The sequence below is a fragment of the Novosphingobium sp. genome (assembly GCF_039595395.1).
In the GTDB taxonomy this organism is placed as follows: domain Bacteria; phylum Pseudomonadota; class Alphaproteobacteria; order Sphingomonadales; family Sphingomonadaceae; genus Novosphingobium.
The window spans coordinates 260,816-278,948 of the sequence record NZ_JBCNLP010000001.1 but is presented as its reverse complement, the minus strand read 5'-3'; the positions used below and the strand labels follow the sequence as shown (position 1 = coordinate 278,948).

At 66.4% G+C, this 18,133-nt stretch carries 15 protein-coding genes; 11 read left to right on the top strand and 4 right to left on the bottom strand.

All coding sequences use genetic code 11. The annotated features are described in order from the left end of the window. The first annotated feature begins 54 nt into the window (after window positions 1-54). A complete protein-coding gene (locus tag ABDW49_RS01360) occupies window positions 55-504 on the top strand; it encodes a YiiD C-terminal domain-containing protein (RefSeq protein ID WP_343609130.1) in 450 nt (149 codons plus the stop codon). Window positions 505-669: 165 nt separating this feature from the next. On the opposite strand, the gene ABDW49_RS01355 is transcribed toward ABDW49_RS01360, so the two are convergent. Then, complete coding sequence (locus ABDW49_RS01355; RefSeq protein WP_068089913.1) at window positions 670-960, bottom strand: hypothetical protein; 291 nt, start codon at window positions 958-960, stop codon at window positions 670-672. Window positions 961-1,559: 599 nt separating this feature from the next. Between ABDW49_RS01355 and ABDW49_RS01350 the strand changes: the two genes are divergently transcribed. From ABDW49_RS01350 to ABDW49_RS01305, 10 genes are all read left to right on the top strand, one after another. Beyond that, window positions 1,560-2,465, top strand: coding sequence for a hypothetical protein (locus ABDW49_RS01350; RefSeq protein ID WP_343609128.1), 906 nt, complete (start codon window positions 1,560-1,562; stop codon window positions 2,463-2,465). Between the two features lie 137 nt (window positions 2,466-2,602). Continuing rightward, entirely contained in the window at window positions 2,603-2,983 is a 381-nt protein-coding gene (locus ABDW49_RS01345; protein ID WP_343609127.1) for a hypothetical protein, read from the top strand. A 34-nt stretch (window positions 2,984-3,017) separates the two neighbouring features. Then, a complete protein-coding gene (locus tag ABDW49_RS01340; RefSeq protein ID WP_343609125.1) occupies window positions 3,018-3,143 on the top strand; it encodes a hypothetical protein in 126 nt (41 codons plus the stop codon). Between the two features lie 45 nt (window positions 3,144-3,188). Beyond that, complete coding sequence (locus ABDW49_RS01335) at window positions 3,189-4,469, top strand: TolC family protein (RefSeq protein ID WP_343609124.1); 1,281 nt, start codon at window positions 3,189-3,191, stop codon at window positions 4,467-4,469. Beyond that, window positions 4,456-5,661 carry an efflux RND transporter periplasmic adaptor subunit gene (locus ABDW49_RS01330; RefSeq protein ID WP_343609123.1) on the top strand — a complete coding sequence of 402 codons (1,206 nt, stop codon included), beginning with the start codon at window positions 4,456-4,458 and terminating at the stop codon, window positions 5,659-5,661. The genes ABDW49_RS01335 and ABDW49_RS01330 overlap by 14 nt, the downstream gene beginning before the upstream one ends. A gap of 36 nt (window positions 5,662-5,697) precedes the next feature. Beyond that, a complete protein-coding gene (locus tag ABDW49_RS01325; RefSeq protein WP_343609122.1) occupies window positions 5,698-7,227 on the top strand; it encodes a glucan biosynthesis protein in 1,530 nt (509 codons plus the stop codon). Next, the gene (mdoH, locus tag ABDW49_RS01320; RefSeq protein ID WP_343609121.1) at window positions 7,224-9,041 is read left to right on the top strand and encodes a glucans biosynthesis glucosyltransferase MdoH; all 1,818 of its coding nucleotides are present in this window, start codon (window positions 7,224-7,226) and stop codon (window positions 9,039-9,041) included. Before ABDW49_RS01325 ends, mdoH begins: the two co-directional genes overlap by 4 nt. Before the next feature lie 78 nt (window positions 9,042-9,119). Beyond that, the gene (locus ABDW49_RS01315; protein WP_343609120.1) at window positions 9,120-12,497 is read left to right on the top strand and encodes a transglutaminase family protein; all 3,378 of its coding nucleotides are present in this window, start codon (window positions 9,120-9,122) and stop codon (window positions 12,495-12,497) included. 3 nt (window positions 12,498-12,500) lie between these two features. Further along, window positions 12,501-14,990, top strand: coding sequence for a circularly permuted type 2 ATP-grasp protein (locus tag ABDW49_RS01310; RefSeq protein ID WP_343609119.1), 2,490 nt, complete (start codon window positions 12,501-12,503; stop codon window positions 14,988-14,990). Next, window positions 14,987-15,883, top strand: a complete 897-nt coding sequence (locus ABDW49_RS01305) for a transglutaminase family protein (protein WP_343609118.1) — start codon at window positions 14,987-14,989, stop codon at window positions 15,881-15,883. The genes ABDW49_RS01310 and ABDW49_RS01305 overlap by 4 nt, the downstream gene beginning before the upstream one ends. Window positions 15,884-15,976: 93 nt before the next feature. On the opposite strand, the gene ABDW49_RS01300 is transcribed toward ABDW49_RS01305, so the two are convergent. The 3 genes from ABDW49_RS01300 to ABDW49_RS01290 all read right to left on the bottom strand — a co-directional run bounded on the left by ABDW49_RS01300 (window position 15,977) and on the right by ABDW49_RS01290 (window position 17,965). Further along, complete coding sequence (locus ABDW49_RS01300; protein WP_343609117.1) at window positions 15,977-16,567, bottom strand: LptA/OstA family protein; 591 nt, start codon at window positions 16,565-16,567, stop codon at window positions 15,977-15,979. 70 nt (window positions 16,568-16,637) lie between these two features. Further along, window positions 16,638-17,333 (bottom strand): LPS export ABC transporter periplasmic protein LptC, encoded by a 696-nt coding sequence (locus ABDW49_RS01295; RefSeq protein WP_343609116.1) that lies wholly within the window; start codon window positions 17,331-17,333, stop codon window positions 16,638-16,640. Window positions 17,334-17,341: 8 nt separating this feature from the next. Then, on the bottom strand, window positions 17,342-17,965 hold the full coding sequence (locus tag ABDW49_RS01290; protein ID WP_343609115.1) for a ribonuclease D: 624 nt from the start codon (window positions 17,963-17,965) through the stop codon (window positions 17,342-17,344). Window positions 17,966-18,133 lie beyond the last annotated feature (168 nt).

Here is an 18,133-nt window from a genome sequence, read left to right as displayed (position 1 = left end):
TTGCGCCTTGCCTTTCCGTTGATTTGAGCAGAGTGCGTGCCTAGCTTGGGCGTCATGGATATCGCTGTTCTAGAGCAATATTTGCATCACCAGATCCCCCTGTCCGCCGCGATGCAGGTGACGGTGGATGCCGCGGGGGCGGACTCGGTGGTGCTTTCCGCGCCACTGGAACCGAACATCAATCACAAGAGAACGGCCTTTGGCGGCAGCATCTCGACCCTGGGCATCCTTGCCGCATGGTCGCTGGTGCATCTGCGGCTGCTTGAAGAAGGGCTGCGTTGCGAAGTCGTCATCCAGTCCAACCAGATGGACTATGACCGGCCGATCACGGGCGCCTTTGCCGCTGCCTCTTCGCTGAGTGATCCGGCGGGTTGGCCGATGTTCCTGAAGACTTTGCGGCGCCGGAAAGTCGCGCGCATCGAGGTCCGCTCGGACCTGCTGTTCGAGGGCGCGGTGGTGGGGCGCCTGAGCGGACGCTTCGTGGCCTTCCTGCAGCAAGGCTGACGCAGCAGCAGTCAAAACCCATTAAGCCCAACGCAGACATTAAAGGGATTGCAAAGGGCGATGGCCCTTTGCCCGCCGGAGGCATAATTTCTGAACTCAAAGAAAAAGGCCGGATGGGATAACCCCATCCGGCCTTTTCAAACGCTCGGTTGGAAGCGCCTCGCCTTAGCGGGCAGCGACCAGCAGCTTGGCGTTCAGCGGCTGCACGTCGCGCAGCGAGAACGAGACCGGAGCGTTGTCGATGAAGCCCGACACGCCGCCCTTGGCAACGCGCAGTTCGAAGGGGACCGAACCCTTGTCGGCGGTGCCCTTCAGGATGCGGACGTCGCCCTTGGTTTCGACGGTGTAGGCATAGTCCACGCCGTCATACGAGAAGGTCTGCTTGGGGGCAGCTTCAGCCGAGGCAACGGCGGGCAGGGCGAAAAGAGCGGCAGCGGCAAAAACAGTCTTGAACATGGCAATTTCCCTTTAGATCGAAGGCCTGCTTCGAAGGTGAGATTGCCTTCAGCATCCTTATCTGTTGCATCGCAGCATAAGGAAACGCGTTCTTTGGCTCAATTGTGATTGCCGTGTTCACTGTTGCAGAAAATGCATGGTTCCCGCCAAGGCCTAGAAAACACCGCAAAATTTGCTCATCTCAGCGCTGAAAAAGACGTTTTGCATAGCTATGCTTGCAAAGCGCGCATAGCCATAAAATCCCATTTGGAATTTGTACGCAATCTTCGGAACCAAAATTGCGGCAGGCCCTCTAGAATCACGCCAGCAGATAAAACCATTTAGGCGTCAAGAATATAAAAATTACACCCGTTTGGATCAATTTCCACCCTCACTTCCCAAAACCAACCGATTCACCAGAACCAACCGGCCCCTGCCTCACGCAAGTTAACTTGCCCGCCTCGCGCCGCCGTGGCAGGCCCTTCACAATAAAAAATCTCACTGCAAAACCCGCAACATCGGGGTCAGACTGCGTTCAGCATATAAGGCCCATAAGAGCACGATAGAAACATCGACCCTGTAGAACCGTTTTGTCCCTACAGGCTTTGGAGAGTTGTCCCATGACCCCTTCATCACGCGCAAAGCTCAAGAGCATGCAGAAGATCGTGCTGACCGGCGGGGCGCTGGCGATGGCGGTGGGACCGCTGGCCGCCGGCTTTGCCTCTGCCCAGACCGACACCTACGGCTACCCCAACCAGTCGCAATATCCCTCGGGGCAGTACCCCAATGGGCAATATGGCGGCCAATATCCCAACAATGGCCAGTACCCGAACAATGGCCAATACCCCAGCAACGGCCAGTATCCCGGCAATGGGCAATATCCCAACGGCGGCGACAACGGCCAGTACCAGCAGGGCCAGTATCCGCAGGGTGGCGACTACCAGAACGCGCCGCCCGAGCCTGTTGCCCCCAATGGCTATGACGGCACCCGCCCGCCTCCGCCCCCTCCCGGCTATGCCGCGCCCGGCGATCTGGCCGCGCAGCAGATGGCGGACCAGCGCTATGCCCAGAACGCCGAGATGTGGGCGCGTGACAACTGCATCAAGTCGCGCGGCAATGTCGCCGGCGGTGCGGCGGTCGGCGGCATTCTGGGCGCCATCATCGGCGGCGCGCTGGGCGGACGGCATGATCGCGGCGCGGGCGTCTTCGCCGGCGCGGCGGTGGGTGCGATCGGCGGCGCGGCGGTGGCCAGTTCCACCGGCGGCGCCACCAGCCCCGGTTGCCCTCCCGGCTATGTGACGCGCGGCGGCGCCCCCGCATGGAGCTATCAGCCTGCCGGCTATTACTATGCCGCGCCGGACTGGTATCGCCCCTGGGTCTTTATCGACAACAGCTGGGTCTATCGCCCCTATCCCTATCATGAGTTCTATTACCACACCTGGTGGGGCCCCCGTTACGGCGGTCCGGGCTGGCGCGGCCGTCCGGGCTGGCACGGCGGCGGCTGGCATGGCGGCTGGCGCCGCTAAGCCGAAGGCAACCTGACATCGGGAGGGGGCGGCATACAGGTGCCGCCCCCTTTCCATGCCGCTTGTGCGAAGAAGCTGCTTGGCGCTTGCGCCGAATTCGTCCATCAGGCGCCAAGCTGACCTCCTGCCGGTGTTTCATGACGATCGACAAACCCTCGCGTGGCGCGTTCCTCCTGCTGCTGGCTGCGGTGCTTTACCTCACCCTGATCCCCACGCCGCCGCATGTCGCGCTCGACAATCTGCCCTATGGCGACAAGATCGAGCATTTTACCGCCTTTGGCGCGCTGGCTTTTGCCGCCCGATTGGGCTTTCCGCGCATGCCTTCGTGGCTGGTGCTGGAACGATTGTCGTTTCTGGGCGCTATGATTGAGGTGGTTCAGGGTTCCCCCGGCCTTCAGCGCGATTGCGACTGGACGGACTGGGCCGCCGATACGCTGGGCGTGATGGTGGCTCTGGTTGCGGTTCGCGTGCTTTACAGCGCGTTCCGCAGCCGGAAGCCGAGCCCCACGCTGCATTGAGAAGGCCGCATTTGGGCGGCGGAAAGGTTTGTTGATGTCGCTGCCCATCCTGTTTCCTTCCCGCTTCATCGCGGCAGCGCAGCATCACCAATCCAAGAGTCACCACGCCCTCGCCCCCCTCATCATCGAGGCCAACCATCTCGCAACTGCGGCATTATGACGCGATGCGATTGCCTTGGTGGGATATTTTGCTAGCAGAGGCCGCGTGACGACAACCTTTCCCCCCATGGAACGGGCGCGCCTCGCGGTCCTGACGCTGGCTCTGGCCTGTGCGGGCTGCATGAGCGGCCCGGTCTCGGGCCCGCCGCTGCGGCTGGTGTCCGAAACCGCCCCCTCCACGCCCGACGATGTCCTCCCCTGGTGGAAGGACGCGGGCGACCCGCTGCTGGCCCAGCTGATCGAGCAGGGTCTGGCGCATGATCCCGTGCTGATCTGCCAGGCCTTCGATCTGTCGAAGAGCGACGAGAAAGCCCATCCGCCCGGCCTGCGCCACCGCCTCTCGCGGCTGATCGCGCAGGGCGAGGACGAGACCGCGCATCGCGCCCGCGCCTATGGCTATGCCGATGCCCGCAACGCCTTGGCCGAGCGGATCGCGCTGGCCTATGTCGAGGCGCGGCGCTGGCAGGAACGGCTCGCGGTGCGGGTCAAGGCCACCGATCCGCTGCGCGACAATGGCGAGATCGCCCATTTCCGCAAGGAAGCCGGGCTGGTCCCGGCGATGGACGGCGATATGGCCGATGTGATGACCGGGCTGGATTCCGCCTCGGTGGAGGCCGCGCGCAACCGCCTGAACGACAGCGTCGCCGCGCTGGCCAAACTCGCCCACATGCTGCCCGAGGATCTGCGCAAGCAATTGGGCAACGAGGGTCATCTGCCCACCTTCACCGCCAAGCCCGCCAATGATCGCAGCCACCGCGCCGATCTACGCGCGCTGGAACTGAAGCTGACCGGCGAGCTGACCCGGCACAAGGTCGATCAAAACGCCATCGATGCCGTCGCCCATGCCCCCGAAGGCACGCCGCCCGAAGGCACACCGACCGCCCCTCTTGCCGCCGCCACGCCCAAACCCGCCGATCCGGTCAAGCCCGGCGGCAAGAAGCCCGTCGGCCCCACGGCTGACGCGCGCGCTCAGGATGCCGTTGGCGCCTGGCGCGCCGCGCAGATCCGTGCCGATGCCGAGATCAGCGAGGCCAGCGCCGCGCTGGGCACCATCACCTTGCGCCTCGCCCCGCTGGCGCGCGCCGAGGCGACCGCCACCCGCACGGTCACCGATGCGCGCCTCGCCTATCGCGGCGGAACGGAGACCTTCTCGATGCTCTATGTCGCCGAAGCCGCCGTGCTGGCCGCGCAGGAAGGGCAGATCGATGCCCGCGCCGCCGCCGCCGCCGCTGCCATCCGCCTGTGGTCCGCACAGGGTCTGGGCTGGCACGATGCCGATCTGGCCCCGGCGCCAACCGATGGTGTGACCGTCTGTGGCCAACCCTGAACTCGACGCCTTTCTGGGGGCCCGCCCCCATCGCGAGCTGTATCACTGGCTCAGTGTCGGCGTGATCGTCGTGGCGCTGGCGGTGGCCTTCGTGCTGCTGGGGCGCTTCGTCAACGGGCCCGATCTGGCCTATTACACCGCTCCGGTCGAGCGCGGCGACATCACGCCGGTGATCTCGGGCGAGGGCACGCTGCATGCCGTGGGTGAGGTGACCGTCACCGCCACCGGCGATGGCGCGGTGCAGAGCCTGCCCGGCCCGGCGCAGGGCCCGGTCAATGCCGGGCAGTTGCTGGTCACCATGGACAATGCCTCGCTGCTGGCCGAGCAGACCGCGGCTCAGGCGCAGCAGATGCAGGCGCAGGGCGATGTCGACCGCGCCAAGCTGTCGCTGAGCGAGGCCCAGATCAAGCTGGCCCGCTATGACAGCGTGTGGCGCAAGTCGCAGGGCCGCGTCCCCTCGCTCAACGAGATGGAAGGCGCCCGCGCCAATGTCGGCCGCGCCAGCATCGCGGCCTCCAGCGCGCAGGCCGCGCTGTCCGCCGCTCAGGCCAAGGTCAAGGCGTCTCAGGCCAAGCTGGCGGGCAGCGCGATCTCCGCGCCGGCCGCCGGTGTCGTGGTCGCCCGCCTGGTCGCGCCCGGACAAGGTGTGCAGGCCGGCGCGCCGCTCTTCACGCTGGCGCCCAGCATCGACAGGCTGATGGTTGCCGTATCGCTCGATGCGGCGCAGGCCCAGCGCCTCGCCATCCATGCCCATGCCCGCGTGCTGGCCCCGGCGCTCAGCGACGGGCCGCGCAATGCCACGCTCGACCGGCTCGATCCGGGTCCCGGCGACGGGCGGCAGTTTGCCGTCTTCACGCTGGATGCGCCCGGCGCGCCGCTCAAGCCCGGCATGCCGGTCACGGTGGACATCGACCTGCCCGCGCGGCAGGGTGTGCTGCTCGTGCCCAATGCGGCGCTGACCTTCGCGCCCGAGGGCAAGCGTCCGGGCGGCAGCGTCTATGTGCTGGCGCAGCATCAGCAGCCCCGGCAGGTGCCGGTGGCCGTTGGGGTCTCTGACGGCCAGCATACCGAAGTCATCGCCACCGGCCTGCAGCCGGGCGAACAGATCATCACCGGATGGCGTCATGCTCCGGACAAGAATCAAACGGGGGGGAATCCGAAGGCGGCCACCACACCGCCCACGAAACCTTGAGCCGCGCTGAGCCGCGTAACACGGATGATATCGATTATGACCAAGCCCCCGTTTTCGCCCCGGACTTCTCTTTCTCGGCGCGAGGCGACCGGCCTGATTTCCGCCTTTGTCGCGGCCCTGACCGCTCCGGGTGCCGCGCTGGCCGCGCCCGCCGGACGTTTCGGTCCCGCCACGCCTTTCTCCTGGGATCGCCTAGTCGCCCGCGCCCAGGCCAATGCCCGCAGGCCCTTTGTCGAGCGCCCCGCCTCGAAACTGGCGGTGCCCGATTTCGACACGCATGTGCGCTACACCTATGGTCAGGCCGAGGAACTGCCCGGCCATGTCCGCCTGTTTCCCACCCGCGTCGGCATTGCCCCGCAGGCCGTGGGGATCAGCATTGTCGAGAATGGACAGGCCCACACGCTCACCAATATGAAGGGCCTGTTCGGCGGCGGTCAGGATGGCGAGGCGGCGGGCTTTCGCGTGATGTGGGCCGATGGCCATGCCGACTGGCTGGCCTTTCTGGGCGGCTCCTATTTCCGCGCGGCGGGCAGTCATGACCAGTTCGGGCTTTCGGCGCGCGGCATCAGCATCAACACCGGCGCGCCGGGGCCGGAAGAGTTTCCCGAATTCACCGACTTCTGGTTCGAGGGCAAGGGCGAGGACGGCCTCATCGTCCATGCCCTGCTCGACGGGCCCTCGCTGACCGGCGCCTATCGCATCGAAACCAAGCGCACCCCCGATGCGGGCATTCAGGATGTGACCGCCACGCTGTTCCTGCGCCGCGATATCCAGCGGCTGGGTCTGGCCCCCATGACCAGCATGTACCTTTATGGCGAAGGCGACCGCCGCACCGACTGGCGCCCCGAGGTGCATGACAGCGATGGTCTGGCCATCGTGACGGGCACGGGCGAGCATATCTGGCACCCGCTCATCAACCCCGAGCAGGAACACCAGCCGCCGATCACCAATGCGATGCGGGCCGACCATGTGAAGGGTTTCGGTCTGCTGCAGCGCGATCAGACCTTCGATCATTATCAGGATGATATGAGCTATTACCACCGCCGCCCCTCGCTCTGGGTGGAGCCCAGGGGCGATTGGGGGCCGGGCGTGGTGGAGCTCTATTCCTTTGCCTCGATTTCCGAGACGGTGGACAATGTCTGCGCCTATTGGCTGAGCGACACCCCCGCCAAGGCCGGGCAGCGCCGCGACTTCGCCTATCGCCTGACCTGGAGCTCGCAGGAACCCGCGCATGGAAACAATGCGCTTTGTACCGCGTTTAGAGTTGGACCCGGTGGTGTGCCAGGGCAAGATGAGATCAAGGGTGTCACCCGCTATGTGTTCGATTTCGAAGGCGATATTCTGGCGGGCCTTACCCGTGACAGCCATGTCGAAGCCCAGACCGACATTCCCGCCAAGGCCGTGCTGCTGATGGCCGTGGGCCCGATCGGCGGCCAGAAGAACATCTGGCGCGTGACGATGGATGTGCGCCATGCCGATCTGCCTCACCCCGAATTTCGCCTGTTCCTCAAGCGCGGCGGCGCGGCCTTGAGCGAGACGGTGATCGCCACGGCCAAACTGCCATGAGCATCACCTTCCCCAACCTGCCCGCCGAAGCGCCGCTGGAGATGCCGATCCAGCGGCTTGACGGCGTCCCCCCCGCCGTGCGCGAGGTGGCCACCCGTCCGCAGGGGCTGGTGGTCAAGCGCCTGCTGCTGATCGCGCTGACCGCCGTGCTGGCGCTGGCCGCCTCCAGCGAGATCCGCGCCGCTTTCTCGCGCGACGGGCTGGACGTGTTCGATGTGCTGCTGCTCATCTTCTTCGTGCCGCTGTTCAGTTGGGTGGCCTTTGGCTTCGTGTCCTCCACCATCGGCTTTCTGCAGCTGATCACCGGGGCGCATCCCGGCTTTGCGCCTGTGCCCCGCCAATTGGCGCCGCTCACCAAGCGGACCGCCGTGCTGATGCCGGTCTACAATGAGAGCGTGGAGGATGTGTTTGGCCGCGTGCGCGCCATGGTCCATTCCATCGCGGCGGCAGGCGGCGCGGAAGCGATCGACTTCTTCGTGCTGAGCGATTCCAACGAATTGCATGGCAAGCGCGAGGAGGCCGCATGGGCCCATATGGTGCCCCAGTCGCCCATCGCGCTCTATTACCGCCGGCGTGAGAAGAACATCGCACGCAAGCCCGGCAACATCGCCGAATGGGTGCGCCGTTTCGGCGGGGCCTATGAATCGATGCTGGTGCTCGATGCCGACAGCCTGATGAGCGGCGAGACCATCGTCGGCCTCGCCTCGATCATGGAGGCGCGGCCTTCGCTCGGCCTGTTGCAGACTGTGCCCATGATCACCAATGCCCAGACCTTGTTCCAGCGCTGGATGCGCTTCGCCAGCGAGGCTTACGGGCCGATCGCCTCGGCAGGGCTGCTGTGGTGGTCGGGCTCGGAGGCCAATTTCTGGGGCCATAACGCCATTTTGCGCACCCGCGCCTTTGCCGAAAGCTGCGGCCTGCCCGAATTGCCCGGCAAGCCCCCCTTCGGCGGCCATATCCTCAGCCATGATATGGTCGAATCGGCCCTGCTGCGCCGTCGCGGCTGGGCGGTGCATATGGTGATGATCGCGGGCAGCTATGAGGAATTTCCGCCCACCATCGTCGATCACGCCATCCGTGACCGGCGCTGGATGCAGGGCAACCTGCAGCATCTGCGGCTGCTGGGGGCCTCTGGCCTGTCGATGGCCAGCCGGTTGCATCTGGTGATCGGCGCTTCGGCCTATCTCACCTCGCCGGGCTGGCTGCTGCTGCTGCTGACCACCATTTTGCAAGTCACCGCCTCGCGCGATCAGAGCCTGCCTCAGGCCGCGCCTCCGGGCGTGCTGTGGCTAACGGTGGTGCTGCTGTTCGGGCCGAAGGTGATGGGCCTGATCTGGATGCTGGCCGACAAGGAACGCCGCGCCAGCTTTGGCGGCGCGGGGCGCTCGATCAAATCGGTGCTGCTGGATATTCTGCTGGCGATGCTGCTGGCGCCGGTGTCGATGGTGATGCAGGTGAAAGCGCTGGTCAGTCTGGTGCTGGGCATTCCCAGCGGCTGGCACACCCAGAACCGCGAGGCGCAGCGCATCCCCCTGCGCACCATCCTGCCCGATCTGCGCGACCACATCCTGCTGGGCATGCTGTTTGCCGCCACGGCATGGATCGATCCGGTGACGGCGCTGTGGCTCTCGCCGCTGACCATCGGCTTGCTGACCGCGCCTTGGCTGATCAGCATCACCTCTTGCGAGAAGACCGGGGCCAATATGGCCGCGCGCGGCTATTTTCAGGCCCCGCCCGTCGATGTGGTCGCCACGCCCGAGGATGGCGACGACGACGACACCAAGCCGGGCAATGTGCCCCTCGCCCTGGCCTGACGCAAGGGGCGGAACACCGCCCCTTGCCTGCGAATTTTCCGTGTTGCGGCGCACCATCATCTGCCGCACACTCGGGTCATGATCAAGGCAGGGCTCCACCACCTCACCCGCTACAACTATGATCGCCCGATCCGGCTGGGACCACAGGTCATCCGGCTGAGACCGGCGCCGCACAGCCGAACGGCGGTGCCGAATTACTCGCTGAAGATCAGCCCCGAGAACCACTTCCTCAACTGGCAGCAGGACCCGCACGGCAACTGGCAGGCGCGCATCGTCTTCCCCGATCCGGTCGATCATTTCGGGGTGGAGGTGGATCTGCTGGCCGATCTGGCGGTGATCAACCCCTTCGACTTCTTCGTCGAGGAGTATGCCGAGACCTTCCCCTTCACCTATGCCGAGGAACTGGAAGGCGATCTGGCCGCCTATTTCGAGGTGGAGCCGCAGGGCAAGCTGTTCGATACGCTCTATCAGCGCTTCGCCGGGGTGAAGGATGAGCGCACCATCGATTTTCTGGTGGCGGTCAATCAGGCGGTGAATGCCGCCGTCAATTACGTCATCCGCATGGAACCGGGCGTGCAAAGCCCTGAGGAAACGCTGGAGGAAGCCAGCGGGTCCTGCCGGGATTCGGCATGGCTGCTGGTGCAATTGCTGCGCCGCCTTGGTTTTGCCGCGCGTTTCGTCTCGGGCTATTCGATCCAGCTTCTCCCCGATGTGGTCCCTGTGGAAGGCCCCAAGGGCGTCTCGCAGGATGTCTGCGACCTGCACGCCTGGGCCGAGGTCTATGTGCCCGGCGCGGGCTGGATCGGCATGGACGCCACCTCGGGCATGCTGGCGGGTGAGGGGCATATTCCGCTCGCCGCCACGCCGCATTACCGCTCCGCCGCGCCGGTCGTCGGCATGGCCGAGCCCGCCGAGGTCGATTTCCATTTCGAGATGAGCGTCCACCGCATTCAGGAAGCGGTGCGCATCACCAAGCCCTTCACCGATGCCCGCTGGGAGGCGCTGCTGGCGCTGGGCGACAAGGTGGACACCGACATTACCGCGCAGGACATGCGCCTGACCATGGGCGGCGAGCCGACCTTCATCGCCGACAGCGATTTCGACGCGCCCGAATGGAACGCCGATGCCGTGGGGCCCACCAAGGCGGGCTATGCCGACCGACTGATCCGCAAGCTGCGGGAGGCCTTTGCGCCCACCTCGCTGCTGCATCACGGCCAGGGCAAATGGTATCCGGGGGAGAGCCTGCCGCGCTGGGGCTATTCGCTCTATTGGCGGCGCGACGGCCAGCCGGTGTGGCGCGATGCCAGCCTGATCGCCGGGCAGCCCCTGCCGGGCGAGAAGGATGGGGAAGGCCAAGTCACCGTCGAGACCGCCAGCAATTTCCTCTCGGCCACGGCGCAGAAGCTGGGCGTCTCGCCCAATTACGCCATGCCGGTCTATGAGGATGCCGTCGAATGGATCGTGCGGGAGGCGCAACTGCCCGACAACACCGATCCCCTCTCGCCCGAGATCGATGATCCCGAGGCGCGCGCCCGCTTTATGCGCACCTTCCAGCGCGGGCTGACCAAGCCCATCGGCCATGCCCTGCCGATCCAGCGCTGGCAGTCGCAGAACACTGCGCCGCGCTGGATGAGCGAACACTGGCGCTTGCGGCGCGGGGTGCTTTACGCGGTGCCGGGCGATTCCTCGCTGGGCTATCGCCTGCCGCTGGGCTCGCTGCCCTTCGTGCCCGCCGCCAACTATCCCTACATCAACCCGCAGGACACCGCCGATGAACGCGAGCCCCTGCCCGATTTCCGCGCCAAGCTGGCGGAGCGTGTGGCGGAACGCGGGGCTCAGGCCTCGACCGCCTCGGCCACCCCGCCCCCGCCGCAGCACCGCAACGAACAGGCGATCAGCAACATCGAGGGCACGGTGCGCACCGCCATCACCGTCGAGCCGCACAATGGCCCGGATGGCCATTACGTCTCGGTCTTCCTGCCTCCGGTAGCCTATCTGGAAGACTATCTGGACCTGATCGCGGCCATCGAAGCCGTGGCCGAGGAAACCCGCACCCCGGTTCGGATCGAGGGCTATCCCCCGCCCGCCGATCCGCGTCTGGTGGTGCTGAAGATCACCCCCGATCCCGGCGTGGTGGAGGTCAACATCCACCCCGCGACAAGCTGGCGCGAGCAGGTGGAGATCACCGAAACGCTCTATCAGGCCGCGCGCGAAGTGGGGCTGACGGCGGACAAATTCATGGTCGATGGCCGCGCGGTGGGCACCGGCGGGGGCAACCATATCGTGCTGGGCGGGCCGTCCTTGCTCGATTCGCCCTTTATCCGCCGCCCCGATCTGCTGAAAAGCTTCGTCATCTACTGGCAGCGCCATCCGGCGCTGTCCTACCTGTTCTCCGGCCTGTTTATCGGCCCGACCAGCCAGGCCCCGCGCATCGATGAGGCACGCCATGATGGCCTCTATGAGCTGGAAATCGCCCTCTCGCAGATCCCCGGCCCCGATCAGCCCCAGCCGCTGGCATGGGTGACCGATCGCCTGCTGCGCAACAGTCTGGTCGATGTCACGGGCAACACCCACCGCACCGAAATCTGCATCGACAAATTCTTCAGCCCCGATGGCCCCACCGGACGCCTTGGCCTGATCGAATTCCGTGGCTTCGAAATGCCGCCCGAGCCGCGCATGTCGCTCGCCCAGCAATTGCTGATCCGCGCGCTGGCCGCCATGTTCTGGCGCCAGCCGGTGGAGGGCGCTCTGGTCCGCTGGGGCACCACGCTGCATGACAAATTCATGCTGCCCCATTTCGTTTGGGAGGATTTCCTCGACGTCCTCAACGATCTGCGCGCGGGCGGTTACGACTTCGATCCCAACTGGTTCGAGGCGCAGCGCCAGTTCCGTTTCCCCACCCATGGCTCGATCCACGCCGGCGGCGTGCATGTCGACATCACCCATGCGCTGGAGCCGTGGAACGTGCTGGGCGAAACCGGCGCCATCGGCGGCACGGTGCGCTTTGTGGACTCCTCCACCGAACGCCTTCAGGTCAAGGCCAGCGGGCTGGTGCCCGGCCGCCATATCATCACCTGCAACGGGCGCCGCGTGCCGCTGACCGCCACCGGCCAGCCGGGTGAGGCGGTGGGCGGCGTGCGCTACAAGGCGTGGTGGCCCGCCGATTGCCTCCATCCGCTGATGGCGCCGCATGCCCCGCTCACCTTCGATGTGCTCGATACGTGGAACGGGCGCTCGCTGGGCGGCTGCGTCTATCATGTCGCGCATCCGGGCGGGCGCAATTACGACACCGCCCCGATCAACGCCTATGAGGCCGAGGCGCGCCGCAAGGCCCGCTTCTGGGAGCATGGCCATACGCCCGGCCCGCTGCCGCTGCCGCCGCAGGAAGTGCCCGGCGAATTCCCCTTCTCGCTGGATCTGCGGCGCGGTCCGGTGGGCTCGGCGCCCGGACTCTAGCCCATGCCGCGCAGCCGTGCCCTGCCTGCCGCCCCGGATTGGCTGAGTTCCTATCAGCCCTCCGACACGGCCAGCGATCTCTATGCCTCTGCCTCGCCGCAGACGGCGGCCCATTGGCGCACCATGGCGCGCGGGCTCGCGGCGCTGGGCGAAGGCCATGGTAGCAGCGGGGGCGGCGTGCAGGAGCAGATCGCCCGCCAGATCCGCGATATGGGCCTGACCTTCCGCATCGCGGGCGACGAGGCCGAGCGCGACTGGCCGCTCACCCCCATGCCGCTGATCATCGGTGGCGAGGAATGGGCGGGGATCGAGGCCGGGGTGGTCCAGCGCGCCGATCTGCTCGAAAGGCTGATCGGCGATATTTATGGGCACGGCCAACTGGTGGCCAAGCGCCATCTGCCCGCCCCGATCCTGACCGGCAGCCCTTACTTTGCGCGCAAGATGCCGGGGATGGCGCCGCCCTCGGGCCATTGGCTGCATGTCTGCGCGATGGATCTGACGCGCGGTCCGGATGGGCAATGGTGCGTGCTCTCCGACCGGGTGCGGCTGGCCAGCGGGATCGGTTATGCTCTGGAGAACCGGCTGGCCTTTTCGCGCGCGACGGGATCGCTGCTGGGCGATATCCATGCGCGGCGGCAGGCGGGGTTCTTCTCCGCCCTGCGCGAGGGGCTGGCGCGCGACTGCCAGCGCGACCGTCCGCGCATCGCCCTGCTGACGCCGGGGCGGCTCAACCAGTCCTATTCCGAGCAGGCGCATCTGGCGCGCTATCTCGGCTTTCCGCTGGTCGAGGGGCGGGATCTGGTGGTCAATCAGGATCGCCTCTTCGTGCGCACCATCGCGGGCCCCAAGCGCGTCGATGCGCTGTGGCGCTGGATCGACACCAATGCGCTCGATCCGCTCAGCTTCGATGTGCGCTCCACGCTGGGGGTGCCCGATCTGATGGCAACGCTGCCCGGCGGCGCGGTGGTGGCCAACTGGCCCGGCGCCGAAGTGGTGGAAAGCCGCGCCATGGCCACCCAGATGGAGCGGCTCTGCCCGCTGCTGCTGGGGCAAAACGCTTTGCTCAAAAGCGTGCCGGGCTGGTGGTGCGGGCAGGATGGCGCGCTGGCCCATGCCGAAGCGCATTTTGACGATCTGCTGATCGCCCCGGCCTTCGGCAGCGCCGAGGGGCTGGGCTCGCAACCGGTGGTGGGCGCCTCGCTGAGCCCCGAGCGCCGCGCCGCGCTGCTGGCCGCGATGCGGCAGCGGCCGATGGATTATGTGGTGCAGACGCTGATGGCGCTGGGCCAGACACCGACACTGAGTGCGCCCACGCCGGTCGAGCAGCAACTGGTGCCGCGCCCCTTCTCGCTGCGCGTCTTTGCCGCGCGCGACGGGCAGGGCCGCTGGCAGGTGATGCCCGGCGGCTTCGCCCGCATCCTGCCCGGCGACGATGAGACCCCCGCGCTGATCGGCACCGGGGACCTCTCCGCCGATGTCTGCATTGCCGATGCGCAGAAGCAGTCCTCGGTGGGCCACACCATGCTGGATGCGCCCGGCGTGGTGCGCGGCGGGGCGATTCTGGCCAGCCAGTCGGCGGACAATCTGTTCTGGTTCGCCCGCTATGCCGAGCGGGCCGAGTTCACCCTGCGTCTGTTGCGCGCCCTGCTGGGCGGCTCGATCGAGGCCGATGCCAGCCCTGCCCATCAGGCGGGGGTCGGCGGCATGCTCATCAACCTGCTGCATGCCGGGGGCGCGGTGCGGGCTCAGGGCATGGGCGAGCCCACGCTGGATATCTGCGCCGACGCCCTGACCGAAGGCGAGCTGCCCGGCGGCATCCCCTCGCTGATCCGCCAGTTGCAGAACACCGGGCGGGCGCTGCGCCAGCGTTTCGCCCGCGATTTCTGGCTGATCGCCAGCCGCCCGATGCCCGCCCTGCGCGACCATCACCCCCAGACCATGCTGGAAGTGATCGAGGAGCTGATCGAGCGCCTGAGCGCCCTCTCCGGCCTGATCGCGGAAAACATGATGCGCGGGCCGGCCCATGCCTTTATCGACATGGGCCGCCGCATCGAGCGTGCCTTGTCGATCTGCCGGGTGACGCGCGGGCTGCAGGCCTCGGGTCAGGAAGGGCTCAATGTGCTGCTGGAGCTGTGCGACAGCCAGATCACCTATCGCTCACGCTATCTGAGCGGGGCCGCGCCCTTGCAGGTGCTCGATCTGGTGCTGCTCGATCCCGACAACCCTCGCTCGCTGGCCTTTCAGGTCGAGGCTTTGGTGCAGCGGATCTCCGGCCTGCCACCGCTCGACGATCGCAATCTGCCCGAACAGACCCTGCTCGATGCCCGCGCGATCCTTGCCCCGCTTCAGGCGCAGGCCATCGCCGATGTGGACAGCGGCACGCTGCATGCCATCGAGATCCAGTTGCTCAGCCTGTCGGACCGGATTTCGGAGCGCTATTTCCTGCCCAATGAGACGGTCGCGCCGCGCCAGCAGGGGGCGCTGCTGTCATGATCTATAACGTCACCCACACCACCACGCTGTTTTACAGCAATCTGGTGCGCCTTGCCCGCTTCAACCTGCGGCTGCGCCCCATCGACTGGCCGGGGCAGACGGTGAGCGATTACCGGCTGGACGTCAGCCCGGCCCCCGCCGACATCCGCCAGAAAAGCAGCCCCTGGCTCGCCAATGAGACCAGGCTGACCCTGCGCGACCCGATCACAAGGCTGTCGATCACCAGCCGTTTTCGCGCCCGCGTGCAGCCGCCTGCTTTCGACCGGGCACAGGCGCCCAGCCCCAGCATCGCTCAGGTGCGGGCTCTGGCCATGGGCTGGCCGGCTGTGGGGCCCGGCAGCCCGGCGTCCTACCTCTTCGCCTCGCCCATTGCCGCGATCTGGCCCGGCGAGATCGGCGCATGGGGCCGCCAGTGGCTGAGCGACGAGGCCCCCGTGATGCAGGCCGCCATCGCCCTGATGCAGGCGCTGCACGATGAGTTCGCCTTCGATGCCGCCTCCACCAGCCCCGACCAGCCGCCCATCGATGCGTTCCGGGCGCGGCGCGGGGTCTGTCAGGACTTCACCCATGTGATGATCTGCGCGCTGCGCGCCATCGGCCTGCCTGCAGCCTATGTCAGCGGCTATCTGCGCACCATTCCGCCGCCGGGCATGCCCCGGCTGGTGGGCGCCGATATGATGCATGCCTGGGTGGCCTTGTGGTGCGGCCCCGATCTGGGCTGGGTGGGGCTGGACCCGACCAATGCCACTCTGGTCACCACCGACCATATCGTGGTGGCGATGGGGCGCGATTACAGCGATGTCGCCCCGCTCGACGGCGTGTTCCATGGCGGCGCGGGCCAGACCATGACGGTCTCGGCCGATGTCGAGCCGGTGGAAGAGGAAGTGGCCTGAGGTGTTGTTTGTAGGACAATGCGCCAAGGCGCATTGTCAGGGCGGGCTGGCGGCGCGAAATCCGGCTTTTTCGCCGGATTTTCAAAAAACCTCTTACTGGCCTTCGGGCTTGCTGTCCGAAGAACCGCCGTCCTTCTTCTTGTCAGGCACGGAGAAGCTGCCGCTGACACGGCCCGGAGTCGGCCCCGTCACCGCACCGGGGCGGGCCGCGCCGCCCACGAAGTTGCTCAGCCCGGTGTTGAGGTCCACCACCAGCCGCGCGCCATGCGACACATCGGTGCCCCGGCGCAGCGTGACATTGCCCGACATGACGATCACCCGCCGATCGAAATCATAGGTGCCGACATCGCCCACCGCGCTCTCATTGTTGCGCGTGACGACCACCCCGCCGGTCGAGTTGATCAGCTTGATCTTGAGCGAGCCGTTGTTGGTGTAATCCACCAGCGTGCGCGCCGCGGTCATCTTCAGCTCGGCCTGGGTGATGACGACATGGCCCGAAAGCACCACATGATTGGCCTTGTCGTCCAGATCGATGCGGTCGGCCTCGTAATTGACCGGGGCATTGCTGTTATGGCCCGACAGGCCGCCCGCGCCATGCGCCGTGCCCACCGCCAGACAGGCGGCAGCGGCAAAGCCGAGCATCAGGGGGCGGGTGGGAATCGAGCTGGGCAGGGGCATGCGCATAGGGGGCGTCTAACCTAAGCGGCCCGGTCCGTGAAGCGGCACGGGGCGATATTTATGGAGCAAGGCCGCATCAGTGGCCTTGATTCGGGGGAGGCGCGCCAGCGGGTTTCAGATCCGCCTGCGCATTCTGCATCGTCTTGCCCGGCGTCATGCGCAGGCGCGCGCGCCCTTCCAGCCGCACCGTATGCTTGTCGAGATCGGCATACATATGGTCGCCGGAAAAATCGCCCGAGGGGATCAGCCCACTGGCGCTGCCCTTGCTCAGCACCGTCTGGTGGCGCACATCGATGACCACCTGATTGGCATGCATGTCATAGCCGCCGGCATGCTGGAAGCGCAGTTGCCCCGGCACGGTGAGCTGCTCACGCGCAATGTCGAAATTGCCCTGAGCGGCCTCCAGCCTGGCCGGGCCATCGTTGAGCGCGATGGTGCCGATCAACTGGTTCATCCGCACCAGCGGATCCTGCGCCGAATGCTGCACCGCATCCCGCGCGGACAGTTCGAAGGGGCGCCCTTCAGTGTCCTTGCCGCGATAGGCCGCACTCTGGATCAGCATGCGGTTTTCGGTGACCTGCACCTTGTTGCGGTCGAGCAGGAAGCTGACCGAATTATGCGGGAACAGCGGCCAGACGACCATCACCGCCACCACCACCCCCGCCGCACCCGGCAGGAAGCGCCCCAGCGTGCCCAGCAGCAGCTCGCGCTGGCAGCCGGGCAGCGCCATGGCCCGCCTCTTGTCGTGGATCTGGCGCTTGGAGAGGGTCACTTGCGTTCTCAGGCCGCTTCGTGGCTGAAGATATCGTGGTTTTCCCAGCCCGCCAGATCGAGCGCGGCGCGCGCGGGCAGGAAGTCGAAACAGGCCTGGGCGATGGCGGTGCGGTTCTCGCGCGCCAGACGCTCGACCAGAATGGCGTAGCAGCCGTGCAGGTAGCGCACATCGCTGGCGGCATAGTCGCGCTGCTGCTCGGACAGCTCGGCGCCGCCCCAGTCGCTCGACTGCTGCTGCTTGGAGATTTCCTTGCCCATCAGCTCGCGCACCAGATCCTTGAGGCCATGGCGGTCGGTGTAGGTGCGCACCAGCTTGCTGGCGATCTTGGTGCAGAAGGCGGGCGCGGCGATCACGCCGAGGTAATGCTGGATGGCGGCAATGTCGAAACGGGCGAAGTGGTAAAGCTTCAGGCGTTCCGGATCGGCCAGCACGGCCTTCAGATTGGGCGCGTCATAGGTGCTGTTGGGGCCGAACCGCACCAGATGCTCGTCACCGCTGCCATCGCTGATCTGCACCACGCAGAGGCGATCGCGACGGGTGATAAGGCCCATGGTCTCGGTGTCGACAGCGATGATGCCCGGCTTGAGAACGCCAGCGGGCAAGTCTTCTTCATGAAAATAAACAGCCATGGCGGCAATGTAGGCCACCGCCGCGCAAATGGAAAGGGGCGCGGAAGGCCCGCGCCCCTGTTCTGTTACATCGCTGCTGCGGTGCCGGCCCGTTCCCCCGCCCGAACACCCTACGGTGGTATCCTCTGGGTGGTCGGGCGGGGGAGTGGGCCGGTGCCGCAAAATCCG